Source organism: Arcobacter sp. CECT 8983 (assembly GCF_004118855.1).
GTDB lineage: Bacteria > Campylobacterota > Campylobacteria > Campylobacterales > Arcobacteraceae > Halarcobacter.
On the sequence record NZ_PDKF01000008.1, the window covers coordinates 252,516 to 272,877 of the forward strand.

Genomic DNA, 20,362 nt, shown 5'->3' on the forward strand with positions numbered 1-20,362 from the left:
AGTTTAGAAAATAACTTCTAAACTATTTTACTTTTTTTGCATATTCTAAGCCTAAATCAAAAGCCTTATTATTTATATCATGTACTTTTGCAGGAACTTTAGAAAGCATTGTTTGTCTTAATGTATCATTATCAACTGTATATCCAGTCATGTGATTTGCAATAGATAAAGCAAGAACTGATTGAGTAATTACATTTCCTACTTCTTCTTTTGCAATAGTAATAATTGGAATTTCATAGATATTCCATTTATTTCTATCTTCTTGTGTTGGTTTAACTAAATTTGGCTCTACAACAATAGTTCCTCCAGGTTTAACTCCACTTTTAAACTGATCATATGAAACTTGTGCAACTGATAACATAAAATCAATTTCACCTTCATTTGCATATGGATATAAAATTTCTTCATCTTCTAAAGTAATATCAACAACTGTTGGACCACCTCTTACTTGAGAAGTATATGTTGCAGTTTTTAATCCATATCCACCAGCTTTGATTTTCGCAGCTGCAAAAATAGCACCTGCAAGAAGTACACCTTGTCCACCAACACCAGTAAATCTCATTAATGTTTTAACCATGATGTCTCCTTAAATTTCAACTTTAGTATTATTTTGATGTGCTTCTTGAACTAATTTATACATATCTGTATATTCTTTTGCTTCTTTATCGTGTTTTAAAATACCTGTAGGGAAAAGTTTTTCTTTTTCTTCATTTTCTTCAAGTTTTTCAAATTTAGGTTTTGCCATTGTAATTTCATCAATCCACTTTAAGTTTTCCATGGCAGTTGCCATTTTATTTTTTCTACCAAGATTAACATGGCAGTTTGAGAAAATATCAAAGAAAGAATAACCATTATGCTCAAAACCTTTTACAAAGATTCTTTCAAGTTTTTTAGGGTCTAGCATTGTCTCTCTAGCAACAAATGAAGCACCTGCTCCAATTGCTAAATCACAAGCATTAAAAGTAGGGTCAATATTTCCTCTTTTTGCTGTAACTGTCCACATCCCTTGAGGAGTTGTTGGAGAAGTTTGAGAGTTTGTTAATCCATAAATAAAGTTGTTAATAACAATATGGTTAATATCAATATTTCTTCTACATCCATGGATTGTGTGATTTCCACCAATCGCTAAACCATCACCATCACCTGTTACACAAATAACTTTTTTATCTGGGTTTGCTAACTTGATTCCAGTTGCATAAGCAATTGCTCTACCATGAGTTGTATGTACTGTATTACAGTTGATGTATGATGAAAATCTTCCAGAACATCCAATTCCTGAAACAACACAAACATCATCCATATCCCATCCAAGTTTGTCAATTGCACGGATAAGTGCTTTTAAAATAACACCATCACCACAACCCCAACACCATAAAGTTGGCATTTTGTTTGTTCTTAAGTAGTTGTCATAATTAAAAGCCATTTTATAATCCTTTTACTTTCTCAATGATTTCTAAAGGAGCAATTGGTCTACCATTTGATTTAAATAAAGTTGCAAAATCTCTTCTACCACTTGCTCTTTCAATCTCTTGAATGTATTGACCCATATTTAATTCAATAACTAATGTTTTCTCAATTTTATTACACCACTCATTGATTTTTTTATCTGGACTTGGCCAAAGTGTAATTGGTCTAAACATTCCAATTTTGATACCTTCTTTTCTAAGTCTATGAATAGCTTCTCTTGCTGAAAGTGCAACAGAACCATATGCAATAATCATAATATCTGCATCATCAAGCATATACTCTTCATAAGATTCTAGTTCATCTATGTGTGCATCAATTTTATTAAATAATCTATCCATAAGGTTTTGACATGTGTCTGCATCTTCTGTTGGATGACCTGTTGCATCATGATGAAGCCCAGTATAATGATATTTATAACCTTTAAACATTGGATTTAAGATAGCTGCTTCATCATTTGGAACATCATATGGTCTATAATCTTTAGCATCACCTTCAAATACTCTTCTTGGTACAATAGAGTTTTTAACTTCTTCTAAATCAGGAAGAGTTGCTTTTCCACTCATATGTCCAATTGTTTCATCAAGCAATACAAATACTGGTTGCATGAATCTATCTGCTAGATTAAATGCTCTTACTGTTTCAGTATAACACTCTTCAAGTGTAGATGCACAAACAGTAATTGATTTAAAGTCTCCATGTGTAGGAGCTTTTACTTGATTAATATCACCTTGTTGTACTCTTGTTGGAAGTCCAGTTGATGGTCCTCCTCTCATAACATCTATAATAACTAGTGGAACTTCAGCAATATATCCTAATCCAATATTTTCTGCTTTTAGTGAAATACCAGGTCCACTTGTTGCAGTAAGTGATCTTTTACCACTCATTGCTGCACCTAAAGCTGCACAAATTCCTGCAATTTCATCTTCCATTTGAATTGCAGCTCCACCATTTTTTGGTAAAAGGTCTGAAATTGTATGCATAACTTCACTTGATGGTGTAATAGGATATCCACCAAAGAATTCACACCCTGCATCAACTGCTGCTATTGCTGCTAAGTCGTTACCAGTTGAAACTAATTCTCTTGCCATTATTTCTCCTTAAGGCTACAGTTTTCTATAATTGTTCTTTTTAATTGCTTCGCCTCTTTGTCTTGCTTCATCAGTAAGTTTTGCAAATTTAAACTCTTTTTTATCTGCTACATAAATAGCAAAGTCAGGACATGATAATTCACAATCAGTACATCCAATACATGAATCTTTTTCAATAATCTCTACCATTGCACCTAATGTTGAATGAGGTTCTTGTCTCATAGCAAGGACTCCAGCAGGACAAACTGAAACACAAACGTCACAGGCTTTGCATCTACTTTCATCTACCCAAACAGGTGTATTTTCAGGAGCTTTCATTATTGACATATGCTCTCCTTTAAATTTTTTGTAAATATAATTAGTTAAGCTAAATTAATATTAAAGCATGATAACTAAATTTAATATATAAAAAAGAATTAAACTTTTACTAAAAAGCTTATTTTATGGGCTTGTTACTATATGTTACAAGCAAAAAAATAAAAATTACATTTAATTTTTAAATCATTTTTTTAATCCTAATGTATATCACTAAAAATAAATCTATTATTGGGTATAATCTCTCAAAAATCTATAGGGGTAAATTTGCTTTTATATCAGCCTAGTAATGGTTATTGTTACAATAGTGATACACACTTTTTATATAATTTTATTTTAATAAATTTAGAAAAGTTTAAAAATATAAAAGGTGAATTACTTGATATAGGAAGCGGAAGTGGTATTTTAGGACTTTTAGTTTCAAGGGATTATGAAAAACTAAATTTAAATCAATGTGAAATTCAAAATGTATTTCAAGAGTTTTCTTCAAGAAATGCAGCTTGTAATAAAATAGAAGCTAATATGCACAAAGGTTCTTTTTTAGATTTAGATTTTAACATGCAATTTGATATTTGTGTTTCTAATCCTCCTTTTTATCATAGTGATGTAATAAAAAGTGAAAATGAAATTAAAAGAATTGCACGATACAATGATAGTATGCCTTTGAAAGATTTTATTAAAAAAGTTTCAAAAGTTTTAAAAAGTAATGGTAAGTTCTTTTTTTGCTATGATGTTAAGCAATTAAATGAGATTATCTTTTATTTAAAAGAGTATAAATTAAATATCGAGTCATTGCAGTTTGTTTATCCAAAAAAAGATAAGGATGCAACGTTAGTTTTAGTTTATGCTAGAAAAAATTCTAAGTCATTGCTTAGTGTTTTAAAACCAATAATAGTTTTTGATAATGAAGATTTTACAAGTGAAGTACAAGAAATTTATAAAAAATCTTCAACACATAGTATAAAAGTAGAAGTATGAGTTTAATAAAAAAAGATGGCTATGATTTTGCATTTAATCCAAAAGGTTGTGAATCTTGTGAAGGTAACTGCTGTATTGGTGAGAGTGGAAATATTTGGATTTCAAGACAAGAAATAGAGTATTTAAAAAATCATCTAAATATTTCAATAGAAGAATTAACTTCAAAGTATATTGAAAAAAGAGGGTACAGATATAGTATAAAAGAGCGAAAGCTTGCAGAGAACAACTATGCTTGTATCTTTTTTGATTTAGAAAAAAGACAGTGTGGTATTTACGAAGCAAGACCTACACAATGTAGAACATTTCCTTTTTGGGAATATTTTAAAACAAATAAAGAAGAGGTTATAAAAGAGTGTCCAGCTATAAAAGAACTTTAATTTTATTACCAATTATATTTATTTTCTTTGGTTGTGTACCTCAAACAAGCAATTTAATAAAGTACGATTATAAATATAAAGCATATAAAAATGAAAATGAACTTATTTTATATGCCTTAGAGCATATGAAACAAGGAAATAGGCAAGAAGCAAGTAAACTATTTTTAAAGCTTTTTAATAAAACATTAAATGATGAGTATTTATTTGAATATTCAAGATTGGCTTTTTCTATTAAAAAATATGAGGATATTATTACAACTATTGAGAGTAATAAAGAGCATATCAAAAAAAATGAAGACCAAATCTCAAAAATTTATATTTTGTCTTTAATGCAAACTAAACAACTAGATAAAGCAAAATTAGTTCTTGATGATTTGTTAAAAAAGTATAATACTGATAGTAATAAAGAGTTATTAGCAAATATCTATTTATTAAAAAAGGATTATAAAAAAGCAAAAGATATTTTTGAAGAGGTTTATGAGTCAACTTTAACTTCAAATACTTTGCTTAATCTTGTAGATGTAATGTACACATATTTAAATGAAAAAAAAGAAGCTATAAACTATTTAGAATCGCATATTAATATCTATGGATGCAATAATTTATTATGTTCAAAATTACTTGGGTTTTATCAAGAACAAAAAGATATCAATGGAGTTATTTCTGTTTTAAAAAGAACATATATAAACTTTAAAGAAGATAGCGATAATAAATATACAAAAGATAAAGTTTATAAACTTCTAATGTATTATTTAGAAAAGAAAGATATAAAAGAAGCAATTGCTTTTTTAGAAGAAACAAATGCTGATGATGAAAAGCTTTTAGCACTTTATCAAAATGCAAAAATGTCAAATAAGGCTTATGCATTAGTACAAAAATTATATAAACAAACAGGGAACTTAGATTATCTTGCACAAATTGCAATGTTAGAATTTGAAACTGCAAAGAATCGCAAAAAAGTTTTAAAAAGTGTGATTAAAAAATTTGAAGATGTTTTAGCTGTATTAGATAATGATATCTATCAAAATTATCTGGGTTATATTTTAATTGATTTTGATGTTGATGTAAAAAAAGGACTTAAGTTAGTTAAAAAAGCTTTAAAAAAAGCACCAAATAATCTAGCATATATTGACTCATTAGCATGGGGACAATATAAATTAAAAGATTGTAAGAATGCAAAAATCAATATGCAAAAAGTTGTTGATAGTGCTGGATTAAATGATGATGAGATTAGAACTCACTGGGAAAAAATTAAGGAGTGTAGTAAGTGATATTAGATGAAATTAATAGAAGAACGTTAGAAGATGTTGAGAGAAGAAAAAAAGAGTACTCTCTAGATTGGTTAGGAAGAAGTTTAAGTGCTAATCCTTTTCCTCCAAGAGATGTAAAGCCATATTTAACATCTACAAAAGAAGAACCAATTAGAATTATTGCTGAAGTTAAAAAAGCAAGTCCAAGTAAAGGTGTTATAAAAGAAGATTTTGATCCTTTAGCTATTGCACAAGAGTATTCAGCAAATGGAGCAAATGCAATCTCTGTTTTAACAGAGCCTCATTATTTTCAAGGTAATTTAGAGTATTTAACTCAAATAAGAAGATATGTTCCAACACCAGTTCTTAGAAAAGATTTTATTTTAGATAAGTATCAAATCGTAGAAGCTTTAGTTTATGGAGCTGACTTTATTTTGCTTATAGCAAAAAGTTTAAGTACAAAAGATTTAAAAGAGCTTTATGAATATGCACTTCATTTAGGTTTAGAAGTATTAGTTGAGATACATGATAAAGAAGACTTAAAAAAAGCAATGCATTGTGGTGCAAATATTATAGGAATAAACCATAGAAATCTTGAAACATTTGAGATGGATATGAATCTTTGTGATGAACTGATTCCAATGATTCCAAATGGAAAAATCATTGTAGCTGAATCAGGAGTTTCAAATATTGAGACTATTAAAAGATTGAATTCAATAGGAGCAGATGCCTTTTTAATTGGGGAACACTTTATGAGAGTTCCAAGTATTGAAGAGGAGCTAAAAAGCTTCAAAAATGCTTTAGCGTAAGATTACGCTAAAGTTCTTCTTCAAATACTTTACTTAAGATTTCACTTTCACTAAGTTCTTTTTTAACTTGCGTTTTAGGAGGGTTTTTAATAAGTAGAACCATTTCTTTTAAATCATCTAGATTATATTTTGTAAGGTTATTAATTAAAGTGTCATTAATCATCTCTTTTTTAAGAGTGTCATTATTTATCATTTTTCCAATAACAGTTTGAAGATTTTTTCTTGTTCTTTCAAATACTTGCTCTTCTTCTGTTAATACTTTGAATTCTTTCTCAATATAAGCAATAAGGCTATCACCTTTATATTTATATGTTTTAACAGTATTATAAACGAACTCTTGTGATTTTACGTCTTCTACATAAACATTTGTAAATACATATCCCCCAACAGCTACTAAACCAACTAATGATTTAACAGGGTTATGAGAACAAATAAAGTCTTCTTTTACTCTAACTGGTGCATACTCTAAAGATGTAATATTATTTCTTAACACAATGAAGTTTTTATTTACTTCGATTGGTCCACCTTTTAGTGAAACTAACTCATTTTTAAATGCTAAGAAATCGCCATCAACTCTCTTAGGGCTTCCTTCTAATGTTGTAAGCTCATTATCACTAACATCAAAATCACCTTCCACTTCATGAAATCTTAGTGGAAGTTTTGATAAGTTTTCTAACTTTCCTGCTAATCTTACATCCCCATGAACTCTAACAGAGTTGTCTGGTAAAATATTGTATTTTTTGATTCCCATTCTATGAAGCCATCTTTCTACTTCATCTTTTGTAGTTAAAGCTAGAAGTGGTTTATAAATGTGACCAATAACTTCTTCACCTTTATATTTCCACATTTTCTTTTCTTCATCGAAGTTTCTAGAAATATGATTTAAAGAGATATCAGTAAATAGGTTCCATGAGATTTCATCTGCAATGTCATTTAAGTTTTTAAGTTGGTTCCAGTAGCATACATAGTCTTGACCAACAGTAATAGGGCCACCTCTTAAAAGTTCAAGTCTATTTTTAGAACAGTCAAAAGTACCTTCTACATATTTAGGACCACCTTCTAAAGAAGTAATTACATTATTTGAGCAGTTAAAATAGCTTACGATACTTCTTGGAGCACCTTCAATAGATTCTAATCTATTATTTGAACAGTTATAATATCCCGCAACTTCTTTAGGTCCATAAGATAAATTGTTTTTTATTTCGTTATTTGAACAGTCAAAGTCTCCAACTTCATTGGGAGCTCCAAAAAGAGATGTTAGTTGATTATGTGAACAGTTGAAGTCTCTTACTACTTTTTTAGGAGAACCTTTTAAGCTAGTAAGGTTATTATGAGAAACGTTAAAATATCCATCTACGACATCAAATTTTACAGGAAGTTCATTCCCATCAATTTTGCCTTCAAGGTTAACACTACCATGTACTGTAATATATAAATCTTCAGAGATAGTAAAGTTTTCTACACCTTTTTTCGTTAACCATTTTTTAACATCAACTACATTATCCATTAAGTGCCTTTAAAATATGTATAAATATTCTTAAAATTGCAATGATTGTACCATAATTTATTTTACACTTTTATTTACAATTAACAAGTTTTTGCAGATAAAATTAAACAACTTTTAAAAGTTCTAGGAATAGGGCTATTAAGAGAGTTTTTTTACATAAAAATTTGAAAATAAGCTAAGATAAGCCAAGTCATAAAAATAATTATTTTTATGACTTAGAGTGAAAATAAGAAATTAATTTGTATCTTTTTTTCTCGATTTTAATAAAGTTATTATTCCAAAGATTCCAAATAAAAAGCCTAAAGCAGAAACCATATTTAAATATCTATCATATGGAGTTTTTTCAAACTCTTTTACATTTTTATTCTCATCAACAGTTATATGAAAACTTTTTAAATGAGAACCATGATCACTAGGAACATCAATATCAACTCTCCATTTACCATGTGAGTCTGGAATAAATGCAAAATTTCCATTTAAGTCTGTTTTCCCCTTTGTAAAAGGTAAAGAGCTTTCAGGAGCAAAAATAGTAATCTTTGCATTATCTATAGCAATATTATTTGGTGCAGTTACTCTTATACCTATTGCGCCATCAACAATATCATAAAATACTCCATGGGCAAAAAGTGAAATATTTAAGATAAAAGTAAATAATAGAGTTTTAAATAGCATGATTATTTAACTTCAAAAGAGATACTACTTTGAATAGTAATATGACTTACTTTTGGGTCACTTACTTCACTTGTATAATATTGTGCTGCAATAATTTGTAAACCTTTAGATTTTACAGGAATATTTGCAATACCATATTTATTAGTTTTGATATTTAAGTCTTCATAATCAGATGTTTCAAAAGAAGCACCTTCTAAAGCTTTTCCATCTTTAATAACAAGTACAGGTAATTTATCTCCTACTTTTATTGTAAGTGGATTAATTAAAGGAACAACTTCAAGAGGAAGTCCAGATGGTTTTAGAAAACTTTCATCCCAAGAAAAAAATCTTTTCCCATATTTGATACTTTTTAGAGTATTGTAAACGATACCATCATATTTTGATGGGTCAACATTTTCATATCCATTTTCACCTTTAACCCAGTACCCTGCATCGAAGATTAAACTCATCATTGCGGGTTTTTTTGCAGTTAATAAGACAGGTTGTTTTTTTGAGTAATCAATTCCTGTGTTAATCTCTTTGTTATTAATGTCAAATGCCAAAGCACCTTTTAGTTGACTTGGTTTATATTCTTGGAACTTGCCATGAGCCCAGAAACTAGCTTTATATGTATTGTTTTCAGCCTTTTGTGCAGTAATTTGATGTGCAAATAAAGCTGCCGTTGTTAATAGCAATGAAAGTGTAATTTTTTTCATTATATTCCTCCAAATGTAATTTTGATGGATTTTATTTGAAAAAGATTAAAGAAGCAATAGAATTTTTAAAAAGTTATGTATTTTTAGAACAAGCAGATTTAAATAAAAGAAAAAATTCTTTTATTTAAATAAAGTAGAACCAACTCTAATCATATTTGAACCACAAGAAATAGCAAGTTCAAAATCTGAGCTCATTCCCATAGAACAATATTTTGCTCCATGTTTTTTTAATTGGTCAAAAATATTTTTTGTAGTAGTAAAAGACTCTTTGATGATATTTCTATCTTCAACGTGTGCACCAATACTCATAACACCTTTAAGTTTTATATTTGGACACTCATTTAAAATCTTTTCATATATTTCAATAGCATCTTCTGGCATAACACCAGTTTTACTATCTTCTTTAGCTGAATTTATTTGAAGTAAACATGACATCTTTTTATTTTTAGCTTCAAGTTTTTTATTTAACTCTTGAGCTAATTCAAAAGAGTCAAGGGATTGCATTAAAGTAGGATTTAGATCAATAAGGTTATTGATTTTATTTTTTTGTAATCTTCCTACAAAATGCCATTCAAGAGGTAATTCTTCTAAATCAGATGACTTTTGTTTTAAGTCTTGAACTTTATTTTCTCCAAAAGCTCTTTGTCCAGCATTATATAAAGTTTCTACATCTTCACTTGTAGAGTATTTTGAAATACCAATAATTTTAACAATATGGTGATCAGATACTCTAAGTCTAGAAGCTTCAACTTTTGAAATAACTTTATCTAAATTTTCAACAGCTTTAGTTTTATCCATTTATTTATCCTAAAAATAATCTATTTATATCATTATATATTCCAAGAAGCATAAGGGAAGCTAAAATTACCCATCCCATGATAGTTAAATACATAAATACTCTATCACTTGGTTTTCTTCTTGCTATAATTTCATATAGGTTAAACATAATATGTCCACCATCAAGTGCAGGAATAGGAAGCAAGTTTAATACTCCTAAGTTAACAGAAATTAAAGCAGTAATAGCAAGTAGGGCAATTATTGATGATTCGCTTGCATCTGAAATAACTTTTCCTATTGTAATAACTCCACCAATTTCACTACTTGGAATTATTCCTTGAATTAGTTTTTGAACTCCTAAGAAAATCATTTTTGATGATTCTAATGTTTTATCCCAAGCAAAAGAGATTGCACTTATTGGATCATGGTAGATTGTTACTACTTTTGGAGCAGGAGAGATACCAATCATTCTTTTTTTGATATTTTCCCTAAACATATTTTGTGCATCAGAGATATGAGGATTAATAACTTTAGAAATAAGTTGTCCATCTCTTTTAATATAAAATTGTAAAGCACCATTTGTAGAAGTGATAGTTTCACCTATTTGTTCCCAAGTTTTAACTTCAGTATTATTGATTCTAATAATTTCATCACCAGGTTTTATTCCAGCTTTAAGTGCAGGAGAATTTTCTTGAACTTTTCCTACAGTAGGGCTTAAAGAGTTTGCTCCTGCAAGAGCAATTACAAAGTATAAAATTGCAGCAAGAATAAAGTTTGCAAAAGGACCTGCAAAAAGGATAACTATTCTTTGCCAAGGCTTTTTATTGTTATATGAATCGTTTCCATCTTCATGAAGACCAGGTTTTGTATCATCTTGGCCTTTCATTTGAACATATCCACCAAGAGGAATTAAAGCTATTTGCCATCTTGTTCCTCTGTATACTTTAGAGTATATTTGTTTTCCAAATCCAATTGAAAAAACATTTACAGTTACTCCAAAGTAACGTGCTGCTAAAAAATGTCCTAATTCATGAAAAAATACTAAAAATGAAAGTACAAGTAAAAAAGTTATAGTACCCAATTATTTTCCTTATGGTTTATATTTTATAGTAATCTCTTAGATATTCATATCCAGAATATAAAGTTAAAATTACTGCAATCCATAAAAGTGTAGTCGCAAATGGCCAATTCATAATAAGAAATCCTATAGCAATCATTTGAACAACAGTTTTAATTTTCCCTGCCATTGTAGAAGCAACACTTTTACCTTCACTTACAGCAACAACACGAAGTCCTGTGATAAAAAACTCCCTTGAAAGTATTAAAAATACAGCCCAAGCAGATGCTCTATCAATAATCATAAGACCAATAAACCCAGCAAGCATTAACATTTTGTCTGCAAGTGGATCTAAGATTGCACCAAGTTTTGTCATTTGATCCCATTTTCTAGCTATAAAGCCATCGAAAAAATCAGTAACAGATGCAATTACAAAAATTAAACCAGCAAAGTAATCGAACCAAGAAGGGTGCCAAGAAGCAAAAAGAGAAAAATCTCTTTCTACTAAGAACCATAGCATTAGCGGTGCTAATGCTATTCTAAAAAGAGCCAAAGTATTTGGTAAGTTTAAGGCTTTTGACATTATTTAAACGTTGTCCCACCATCAACGATTAGCGTATGACCTGTAACCCATGAAGCATCATTTGTACATAAGAAATAACAAGATTGTGCTAAATCTTCTGGTTGACCAATTCTATTTAATGGAGAGTATTCAGCAGTTTTAGCTTTAACTTCTTCATAGTTTGTAAATGCTTTAAGTGCATCTGTATCAATAGGACCACCAGAAACTGCATTTACTCTAATATTCATTTCTCCAAGTTCAGTTGCAGCATATCTAACCATAGCTTCCACAGCTGCTTTATTTGTACCATGACCTGAGTAATTTTCAATATAAACTAAATTTCCAGTAGATGATAAAGAAACAATAGCTCCTCCACCAACTTTTTCCATTCTTTTAGCTGCTTGTTGTGCTCCACATACAAAAGCATTAACTGTAGCAGTATAGATATTGTTTAATCCTCTAGGTTTTAATTTCATAAATTTACCATATCCACCAACAACTGCTCTACCATAAATCATTGCATTTGAAATAAAGAAGTCAACTCTATCAAAATCTTTATCAATTTCTAAAAATAATTCTTTATATTTTTCTGGTTCTAAAATATTAAAAGGGTATGCTCTGCATTTAACGCCAAATTTTTCTTCAACATCTTTGCATATATTTTCAGCAATTTCTGAATTAGAGTTATAAGTAAAAGCTACATTAACACCATTACTTGCAAATTTATATACACACTCTTTACCAATACCTTTTGTACCACCAGAAATTACTAAAGTTTTACCTTTCATCTCTTTACTCATTATTTAATCACCTCATAGTTTTTTAAAGTTTCTTCAAGTTTTTTCATTGTTTCTGCACTTGGAGCAGTTAAAGGAAGTCTATACTCTAATGTATCTAATAATCCTGCAATATACATTGCTGCTTTTATAGGAATAGGATTACTTTCACAGAAAAGTACAGAGTTTAAAGGAAATAAATCCTCATTTATTTTTTTAGCAGTTGCAAAGTCTCCTTTTTCAATTGCATGCACAAGATCAGCTTTTAAGTTTGGAAGAATATTAGCAGTTACTGAAATATTACCTTTTCCACCACTAGCTAAAATAGGAAAATCAATACTATCTTCTCCAGATACAATTACTAAATCTTTTCTTTTAGATTGAAGTTCAACAATTTTTTCTACTGAACCACTTGCTTCTTTTACAGCATAGATATTTGAAATATCGTCATATAATCTAATAATAGTATCAGTTTCAATTTCAACACCTGTTCTTCCCGGTACGTTATAAAGCATAAATGGAATCTCAACAGAGTTTGCAATTGCTTTATAGTGTTGGTATAGACCTTCTTGCGTTGGCTTATTATAATATGGTGTAACAGATAATAATCCATCTGCTCCTACTGATTGAGCATGTTTTGCAATATCACAAGCTTCATGTGTAGCATTTGAACCAGCACCAGCTATAACTTTTGCATTTGTTCCTTTACAAGTTGCAACTGCCACAGAGATACAGTCTTTGTGTTCAGCATGAGATAAAGTAGCACTTTCTCCTGTTGTTCCAACTGGAACCACTACATCAATACCTTGTTCAATTTGTCTTTTTATTAAAGATTCATATTTTTCTAAATCTACTTTTCCATTTTTAAATGGCGTTATTAAAGCGGTCATCGCGCCGGTAATAATTTCCATATATTTTCTTCCCTTCGTAAATTATTTTTCTTTTTTTAATATAACTGTTGTTGAATTTTTCTTTGTTAAATATTTTTTTGCAACTTTAGAAATATCTTTTCTTTTTAGTTTTTCAATGTTCTGTTCGTATTCAAAAAGAGGTTTAACATTTCCTCTTACGAAGTAACTTCCATAAAGTGAAGCTACAGAACTTGAATTTTCTAGTGAAAAAATAAAATCAGCTTTTGTATTTATCTTAATTCTTTCAACTTCTTTTTTAGTTATTTTTCCATCTTTGATGTTTTGAATGATTTTATCAATCTCTTTTTTAACATCTTTTGCTTTTATCCCTTCATTGCAAACAGCTACAAAAAGAAAAACACCAGGGTCTGTTAATTCCATATTATATGCATATACTGAATTAACTAATCTTTTTTCATCTACAAGTATTTTTTGTAAATATGAACTCTTCCCAGCACTTAATAGCTCACTTAAAGCACTTAATGCAACTTGGTCTTCATGTTCATAGTTTGGAATATGATATGAAACGGCAAGCATTTCTACTTGACTATCTTTATAAATAGTAATATTCTTTTCACCATCTTGTTCTGGTTCTACTGTATGAATAGTTTCTGGAATCTCTTTTTCATTTTTAATATTTGCAAAATATTTTTCACTAGCTTTAAAAACTTCTTCTTTTGATATATCACCTGCTACAACTATAACTGCATTTTTAGGTTGATAATATGTAGAATGGAAATCTCTAATATCATCAATTGTCCATGTCTTTATATCTTGTGTAAAACCAATTGGTGTCCAATGGTATGGATGATAAATATATGTATTATTAAATAGTCTATATTGTAAATATCCCATTGGATTGTTATCAGTTCTCCATCTTCTCTCTTCTGCTACTACATCTCTTTCTGGTTGAAACTCTTCATCTTTTAAAGTTAGATTTTCCATAAGTTCTGCAAAAAGCTCTAAAGACTTATTCATATTTTGTGAACTTGATTTGATAAAATATTTTGTATAGTCAAAAGATGTTGAAGCATTATTAACTCCACCAAAACCTTTTACTATTTCATCAAATTCACCTGCTTCTAAATTTTTTGTAGATTTGAAATTTAAGTGTTCAAGCATATGAGCAATTCCACTTTTCCCCATAACTTCATTTCTACTTCCTACATTGTAAAAAATATTTGTAGAAACTACATTTGAACCATTGTCCATAGGTATAGCAACAATTTGTAGGCCATTTTCTAATGTTTTAGTATGATATTTTAATAAACTATTAGCCATTAACTCTCCTGTGAAAATAATGAATAGTGAAAAGTGAATAATGAATGATTTAAAACTTTTAATACTCAATACTTTTCCTATTTTTTTTCTATTTTAAATCTGAACCAATTACTTCAGAAATACTATTAAATCCATCTCTTTGCATAAGTTCTAAAATCTCTTCATTGATTTTTCTAACCATTGATGGACCTTCAAAAACTAAACCAGAATAAGCTTGTACAAGTGTCGCTCCAAGCTTTAATCTTTTGTATGCTTCTTCTCCTGTTGAAATACCCCCAACAGAAATCAAAACAGTTTTCCCAAATAATTCTTTTGCTATTTGCTCAAATAAATTTCTTGATTTTTCTGTTAAGCACTCTCCACTTAGACCACCAAAATCTTTGGCATTAGGTACAAGTGAATAATCAATTGTTGTATTTGTAGCAATAATACCAGCTGCTCCTGCATTTACTGCAGTTTTACAAAGTTCAATTGCTATATCAGCTTCCATATCAGGAGCAATTTTTAGAAAAATTGGTTTATCTGTAAGCTCTTTTGCCATAGAAAAAAGCTCAGTAATAAATTTTTCATTTTGTAAATCTCTTAAATTAGGAGTATTTGGACTAGAAATATTTATTACTAAATAATCGCTAGTATCTTTAAACTTCCTAATTAAAGCTTTATAATCCAAAAGAGCATGCTCTTCCGGTGTTGTTTTATTTTTTCCAATATTTACTCCAACAGGAATAGTAAAAGGATAAACTTTTTTTAGATTCTCTAATACTTTTGCAGAACCTTCATTGTTAAATCCCATTGCATTTTGAACTGATTTTTGCTCAGGATATCTAAACATTCTAGGTTTAGGATTTCCATCTTGAGCTCTTGGAGTCATTGTTCCAATTTCAGTAAAACCAAATCCAAGTGCAGGCATAGATTTAATCATTGTTGCATTTTTATCAAAACCTGCTGCAAGTCCTACTGGATTTTTAAATTCAATACCAAAAACTTCTTGTGTAAGTTTTGGGCTCATTACAAAATTTTTCTTTACCATATAATTATTAAGAATTCTACAGTTAGGTAAAAATCTTAATCCATACTCTCCTAAATGGTGAGCAGTTTCAGGTTGAAACAAAAATAATATTTTCTTTAATGTGTTATAGGTAAACAAATATTTCCCTTTTTATGAAATTTTAACATTTTATCTAAAAAGTATTGAAAAAAACTTGATACTAGATATTTGCAAGATTATAAAGTCTTTGATACTCTTTACAATTATTCAATAACTCTTTTTCACTACCTACACAAACGATTTCACCTTTTCTAAATACTGCTATTTTATCAGCATTTTTAATAGTGCTTAATCTATGTGCAATTACAAAAACAAATCTGTCTTGAGATACTTCATCTATTACTTCAGAAATAATTGATTCACTTTCATTATCTAGTGCTGATGTTGCTTCATCTAAAATAAGGATTTGAGGGTTTTTATATAAAGCTCTTGCTATTGCAATTCTTTGTCTTTGACCTCCACTTAAATTTGTACCAAACTCATCTAAAACAGTATTAATACCATCTTCAAGTTGTTCTACAAAACCAAGTGCATGGGCTTGGTTTAATGCTTCAATTACTCTTTCTTCATCTAACTCTTCCCCATAAGCAACATTTGAAGCAACGGTATCATTAAAGATATATACTCTTTGTGTAACAACTGATATATTTTTTCTTAAATCTTTAATACAAATATCTCTAAGACAAGTGTCATTAAATAGAATTTGACCTTTGCTTGTATCATAAAATCTAATTAGAAGGTTGATTAAAGAAGATTTTCCTCCACCACTATCTCCTACAAGGGCAACTTTTTCACCTCTTGTAGCATTTAGGTTAATATTTTTTAAAGCAACAAAGTCATCATATTTTAGTTCAACATTTTTAAATTCAATTGTTTGAACTTTTGTTGGAATATTTTGTTCACCTGTTAAAATGGTAGGTTTAATTTCATAAACTGATAGAATTCTTTCATGGGCAGCAATAGCACTTTGAAGTTTATTATAAATTGTTGATAATCTTTTAATTGGCGCATAAAGCATAAAAAGTGCTGCAATAAATGACATAAATGTACCTGTTGTCATTTCACCTTTTATTACTAAACTACCACCATAAACTATAACAATAGCTGCTGCGATAGCACCTAAAAACTCCATTAGTGGAGAAGTAAGTTCTGAAGTTTTAACTGATTTTATATTGATATCAAAGAATTTTTTATTGTGTTTTTCAAATTTATCAAGTTCTGTTTTTTCTGTTGAGTTTGCTTTTATGATTTCAACATTATTAAAAATCTCACTTAAATGAGAGGTAATATCTGATGCTTTTTCTTGAGACTTAAAAGATAGTTTTTTCATCTTTTTTGCTAAAACTGTAAGAGGATAAATGGCTAAAGGCATAATTACAAGACCATAAAATGCTAATTCAGCGCTTTGGTAAATAACAACACCGATTAATGCAATAACTGTTAAAACTTCTCTAATCATACCTGCAATTTGGCTTGAAACAGCAGATTGGATTTTATTAATATCATTGGTAACTCTTGATATTAGTTCTCCTCCATGTTTTTTTTGAAAAAAATCTATATCTAAAGTTAATATATGTGCTAATAATTTATCTCTAACAACTCTAATTATATCTTGCCCGATATAAGAAGTGTAGTAGATTTGAATATATTTACCAACCCCTTGTGCTGTTTGTACAAGTATTAGTAAAATTGGCACTATATAAAGCATTTGTTGGTCTTTTTCAATAAAAACTTGGTCCAGTAAAGGTTTTACAATATAAGCAAGTCCAGCACTTCCTCCTGCAACTCCTATAATACCTATTAAAGCAAAAAATATTTTTAATTTATAGTTTTTATAATATGGTAGATAATATTTGAAAAATTGTTTCATTATAGTCCTATGTTTTGTTCTAAAAAGTTAATATTATATCTAAAGTTTACTAAAATACAATGTTTTAAGATTTTTTAAACCAAACTCTTTTAATGTTAAAAGTAATAAAATAAAACCACTAAGTGTGCTAGCAAATGCAAGTCCTGCTGCACCATATGGTTTTATAAGAATCAATGAAAAAATAATATTAAAACCTAATGCTTTCATAGAGATTTTAGCAGCTAAAAACTGTTTTTCATGAGAATAAAGCCAGAGTGAAAAAATCTTTGCTAAACCATAGGGTAAAAGACCTATTAAATACATAGTTAAAATCAAAGCTGTATTTGTAGTATCAGTATTTGTAAAAGCACCTCTTTCAAATAAAAGCCAAATAATTTCATTGTTAAAAACTATTCCAATTAATGTAGCAATAGAAAGTAAACCTATAAGTATGATTGAAGATTTTTTCATAAGTTTTAAAGCTTTGTTTTCATCTTTATTTTTTATTGCCTTTGCAATCATTGGAAATAGGGCAATTGAAGTTGCAATGGCAAAAAGAGCAAGGGGAAGTTGAAAAACTCTATTTGCATAATAAAGGTACGAAATTGAACCACTTACTAAAAAAGAAGCAAGCCATGTATCTAAAAATGCTGAGATATGAGCAGTTGAACTTCCAAGTGTTGCTCCAAAGAAACTTTTATAAAATCTATTTTCTTCTTTTTTCTTATGTTTTTTAAAAGTAAAAACTTTACATAGATTATATTTTTTTACAGCAATTAAATGAACTACTACTTGTAAAAGTCCACCAACTAATACACCATAAGAAAGGTAAAAAGTAATTTCATATTTCTCTAAATCTTTTGAGATTAAAAGTGCTGCAATAAGTGCAAGATTTAAAAGGGCAGTTGAAAATGCCGTAGTTGCAAAATGATTTTTATATTGTAAAAGTGCAGCCATAAATGTTACTACAAAAATTAAAGGTAAATAGTAAAAGTTTATAGCAACAAGAGGAGAAGCTAGTTCAATGGTTTGTTCATCAAAACCCAATGCAATCGCTTTTGTAATGAGACTTGAAAACAAAGTTACTACAAGGGATAAAAAAATCAAAAATGCAAACAGTTGTAAAAATATGATTGAAGAAAATCTAATTTTATATTTTGATTTTGCATAAGAAGGAATAAAAGCTTGTGTAAAAGCTCCTTCTGCGAATATTCTTCTAAAAAGGTTTGGTAATTTAAAGGCAACAAAAAAGATATCTGAATAGATATTTGCACCTAAGATTGAAGCAGTTAGTAAATCTCTTATAAATCCTAAAATTCTAGAAAATAAAATACCACTACTATTTGTAAATATTGACTTAATTAACATATACTATATCACTTTTATTAAATACTACTAATTGAATTTTGTTGATATAATATCCTAATTGTGCTCTTTTTATGATAATAGAAGAACCATTTTTAGGAATATTGTTTTTGTTTTTAAAATAAACTGCTATTTTTTTATTATCAAAATATAAATAACCCTTTTTATAAGTGCCTTTTATCTCTTTTACTATCTCATTTTGATTTTCTAAGTCAGACAAGTCTAGGTGTTTTTTATAAAATTGTTTGTAGTCTAAAAATTTTCCATTATAGGTTTTTATTTCAAAATCAGTGATCTCTTTTAAACCTTTATAGGTTTTTATTTGTTCTATTTCTAAATCATAAGAAAAACCTTCACTAAGGTTCTTAATATTTTTATAAATTAAAATAGCTCTACTGTTTTTTTGTTTGATTATTGCAAAATCTTGTTGTTTTAAAAGTACAATACAGTTTTTTAAAATAATTGATTTATTAAGTCTTTCTATAAGATACAAATCACTTATAGTTTTTATATTTTGTGCTTCTAATTTTTTTTGAGGTTTATCTGTAAATTTTGCAATAATAGGAAGGTGATCGGAATAGCCTTTACCAATATGCACTTTATTTTTTATTTGCCATCTATTTATTCTTTTATTTTTATATAAATATTCTGGTTTAAATACTTTAAAGCTATTTTGTTTATATGCAAAACCTTTTTTATCAAACATAGAAAAAGGAAATAAAAAATTATCAGCTGTAATATTTCTTCCTCTAAATTTGCTTGAAAACCTTTCTTCTATATTTAATTCAATCCAAGGATTATAATGAAACAATTTTGAAGAGTCTTTCATATCACTTATTGTTATTAAATGATTATTTATAAAGCTGTTTAAAACATGATTAATGCCAGTTATACCATTTGTATTATTTAATCTTTTTTCATAAAATATAGTTTCATATTCATTATAATTTGAGTTAAAATCCCCTAATAAAATATAATCATAATCCCTTGGAATACTATTTAATCTATCAAAAAGTTTTTTTGCAAATTTTATACGAAAACTTTCTGCTACTCTTTTAGATGGCCAGTGATTATTAAAAATCTTAAATTCATTATTGTTTAGTTTAAAGGTTGTTTCTAAAATAGGTCTATAGGTTTTGTTTGAAAATTTTATATTAATAGATTTTTCATCTATTATTTCAATTTTACTTAAAAATCCTAATCCAATACTTGCATTTTTATATTTACTAAAAGATATATATTTATAATCGGGAAGTTTTTTTTGAAGAAGTTTTAAAAGTTCTTTATTTTCTATTTCTTGTAATGCAATAATATCCGTATCTAACTCTTTTAAAACTTTTATAATATTGTTTACTTTTATTTGGAAAGTTTTTTTATTCCATTTTGATTTTGTATTTGGATGATATTCCGTATATTCTGTTTTGTTATAGTTTAAATCAAAAAAGTTCTCTACGTTATATGAAGCTAATGAAAACTCTTTAGAGAGTAATAACAGTGGTAAAAAAAATAAAAAAATAAAAACTCTTATCAAAAATATCTCCTAAAAGAAGATATTTTATCAAAGAATTGATTTAATAA

21 protein-coding genes are annotated in these 20,362 nt (G+C 28.4%); 4 read left to right on the forward strand and 17 right to left on the reverse strand.

The annotated features are described in order from the left end of the window. Positions 1-22: 22 nt before the first annotated feature. From CRV01_RS10170 to CRV01_RS10185, 4 genes are read right to left on the reverse strand one after another with little or no spacing between them, the layout of a single operon-like run. Entirely contained in the window at positions 23-577 is a 555-nt protein-coding gene (locus tag CRV01_RS10170) for a 2-oxoacid:acceptor oxidoreductase family protein (RefSeq protein ID WP_129008098.1), read from the reverse strand. A gap of 9 nt (positions 578-586) precedes the next feature. Then, on the reverse strand, positions 587-1,423 hold the full coding sequence (locus CRV01_RS10175) for a 2-oxoglutarate ferredoxin oxidoreductase subunit beta (protein ID WP_129008099.1): 837 nt from the start codon (positions 1,421-1,423) through the stop codon (positions 587-589). Between the two features lies 1 nt (position 1,424). Further along, positions 1,425-2,555: a 2-oxoglutarate synthase subunit alpha gene (locus CRV01_RS10180; RefSeq protein WP_129008100.1), complete on the reverse strand. Its 1,131-nt coding sequence runs from the start codon at positions 2,553-2,555 to the stop codon at positions 1,425-1,427. Between the two features lie 15 nt (positions 2,556-2,570). Continuing rightward, a complete protein-coding gene (locus CRV01_RS10185) occupies positions 2,571-2,882 on the reverse strand; it encodes a 4Fe-4S dicluster domain-containing protein (RefSeq protein ID WP_129008101.1) in 312 nt (103 codons plus the stop codon). A 255-nt stretch (positions 2,883-3,137) separates the two neighbouring features. Between CRV01_RS10185 and CRV01_RS10190 the strand changes: the two genes are divergently transcribed. Genes CRV01_RS10190 through trpC form a run of 4 tightly spaced genes read left to right on the forward strand, consistent with a single transcriptional unit; the run spans position 3,138 to position 6,284 of the window. Further along, entirely contained in the window at positions 3,138-3,848 is a 711-nt protein-coding gene (locus CRV01_RS10190) for a tRNA1(Val) (adenine(37)-N6)-methyltransferase (RefSeq protein WP_129008102.1), read from the forward strand. After that, positions 3,845-4,225, forward strand: a complete 381-nt coding sequence (locus CRV01_RS10195; RefSeq protein WP_129008103.1) for a YkgJ family cysteine cluster protein — start codon at positions 3,845-3,847, stop codon at positions 4,223-4,225. The genes CRV01_RS10190 and CRV01_RS10195 overlap by 4 nt, the downstream gene beginning before the upstream one ends. Next, positions 4,201-5,496 carry a lipopolysaccharide assembly protein LapB gene (locus CRV01_RS10200; RefSeq protein WP_129008104.1) on the forward strand — a complete coding sequence of 432 codons (1,296 nt, stop codon included), beginning with the start codon at positions 4,201-4,203 and terminating at the stop codon, positions 5,494-5,496. The genes CRV01_RS10195 and CRV01_RS10200 overlap by 25 nt, the downstream gene beginning before the upstream one ends. Further along, positions 5,493-6,284, forward strand: a complete 792-nt coding sequence (gene trpC / locus CRV01_RS10205) for an indole-3-glycerol phosphate synthase TrpC (protein ID WP_129008105.1) — start codon at positions 5,493-5,495, stop codon at positions 6,282-6,284. Before CRV01_RS10200 ends, trpC begins: the two co-directional genes overlap by 4 nt. Positions 6,285-6,291: 7 nt before the next feature. Here the strand turns inward: trpC and CRV01_RS10210 are convergent, their stop codons facing one another. The 13 genes from CRV01_RS10210 to CRV01_RS10270 all read right to left on the reverse strand — a co-directional run bounded on the left by CRV01_RS10210 (position 6,292) and on the right by CRV01_RS10270 (position 20,315). Next, positions 6,292-7,791, reverse strand: coding sequence for a hypothetical protein (locus CRV01_RS10210; RefSeq protein WP_129008106.1), 1,500 nt, complete (start codon positions 7,789-7,791; stop codon positions 6,292-6,294). A gap of 234 nt (positions 7,792-8,025) precedes the next feature. Next, the gene (locus CRV01_RS10215) at positions 8,026-8,463 is read right to left on the reverse strand and encodes a carboxypeptidase regulatory-like domain-containing protein (protein ID WP_129008107.1); all 438 of its coding nucleotides are present in this window, start codon (positions 8,461-8,463) and stop codon (positions 8,026-8,028) included. Between the two features lie 2 nt (positions 8,464-8,465). Next, positions 8,466-9,158, reverse strand: a complete 693-nt coding sequence (locus CRV01_RS10220; protein ID WP_129008108.1) for a DUF4198 domain-containing protein — start codon at positions 9,156-9,158, stop codon at positions 8,466-8,468. 120 nt (positions 9,159-9,278) lie between these two features. Next, positions 9,279-9,956: a YggS family pyridoxal phosphate-dependent enzyme gene (locus tag CRV01_RS10225; RefSeq protein ID WP_129008109.1), complete on the reverse strand. Its 678-nt coding sequence runs from the start codon at positions 9,954-9,956 to the stop codon at positions 9,279-9,281. A 4-nt stretch (positions 9,957-9,960) separates the two neighbouring features. Next, the gene (gene rseP, locus CRV01_RS10230) at positions 9,961-11,016 is read right to left on the reverse strand and encodes an RIP metalloprotease RseP (RefSeq protein ID WP_129008110.1); all 1,056 of its coding nucleotides are present in this window, start codon (positions 11,014-11,016) and stop codon (positions 9,961-9,963) included. Positions 11,017-11,032: 16 nt separating this feature from the next. Then, the gene (gene pgsA, locus CRV01_RS10235; protein WP_129008111.1) at positions 11,033-11,575 is read right to left on the reverse strand and encodes a CDP-diacylglycerol--glycerol-3-phosphate 3-phosphatidyltransferase; all 543 of its coding nucleotides are present in this window, start codon (positions 11,573-11,575) and stop codon (positions 11,033-11,035) included. Then, positions 11,575-12,354 (reverse strand): enoyl-ACP reductase, encoded by a 780-nt coding sequence (locus CRV01_RS10240; protein ID WP_129008112.1) that lies wholly within the window; start codon positions 12,352-12,354, stop codon positions 11,575-11,577. Before CRV01_RS10240 ends, pgsA begins: the two co-directional genes overlap by 1 nt. Continuing rightward, a complete protein-coding gene (dapA, locus tag CRV01_RS10245; protein WP_129008113.1) occupies positions 12,354-13,241 on the reverse strand; it encodes a 4-hydroxy-tetrahydrodipicolinate synthase in 888 nt (295 codons plus the stop codon). Before dapA ends, CRV01_RS10240 begins: the two co-directional genes overlap by 1 nt. Before the next feature lie 21 nt (positions 13,242-13,262). Then, positions 13,263-14,522, reverse strand: coding sequence for a pitrilysin family protein (locus CRV01_RS10250; RefSeq protein WP_129008114.1), 1,260 nt, complete (start codon positions 14,520-14,522; stop codon positions 13,263-13,265). An 88-nt stretch (positions 14,523-14,610) separates the two neighbouring features. Further along, positions 14,611-15,669 (reverse strand): quinone-dependent dihydroorotate dehydrogenase, encoded by a 1,059-nt coding sequence (locus CRV01_RS10255; RefSeq protein WP_129008115.1) that lies wholly within the window; start codon positions 15,667-15,669, stop codon positions 14,611-14,613. A gap of 61 nt (positions 15,670-15,730) precedes the next feature. Next, the gene (locus CRV01_RS10260) at positions 15,731-17,440 is read right to left on the reverse strand and encodes an ABC transporter ATP-binding protein (protein WP_129008116.1); all 1,710 of its coding nucleotides are present in this window, start codon (positions 17,438-17,440) and stop codon (positions 15,731-15,733) included. Positions 17,441-17,479: 39 nt separating this feature from the next. Beyond that, positions 17,480-18,787 carry a murein biosynthesis integral membrane protein MurJ gene (murJ, locus tag CRV01_RS10265; RefSeq protein WP_129008117.1) on the reverse strand — a complete coding sequence of 436 codons (1,308 nt, stop codon included), beginning with the start codon at positions 18,785-18,787 and terminating at the stop codon, positions 17,480-17,482. Continuing rightward, positions 18,777-20,315, reverse strand: coding sequence for an endonuclease/exonuclease/phosphatase family protein (locus CRV01_RS10270; protein ID WP_129008118.1), 1,539 nt, complete (start codon positions 20,313-20,315; stop codon positions 18,777-18,779). Before CRV01_RS10270 ends, murJ begins: the two co-directional genes overlap by 11 nt. Positions 20,316-20,362: the final 47 nt, after the last annotated feature.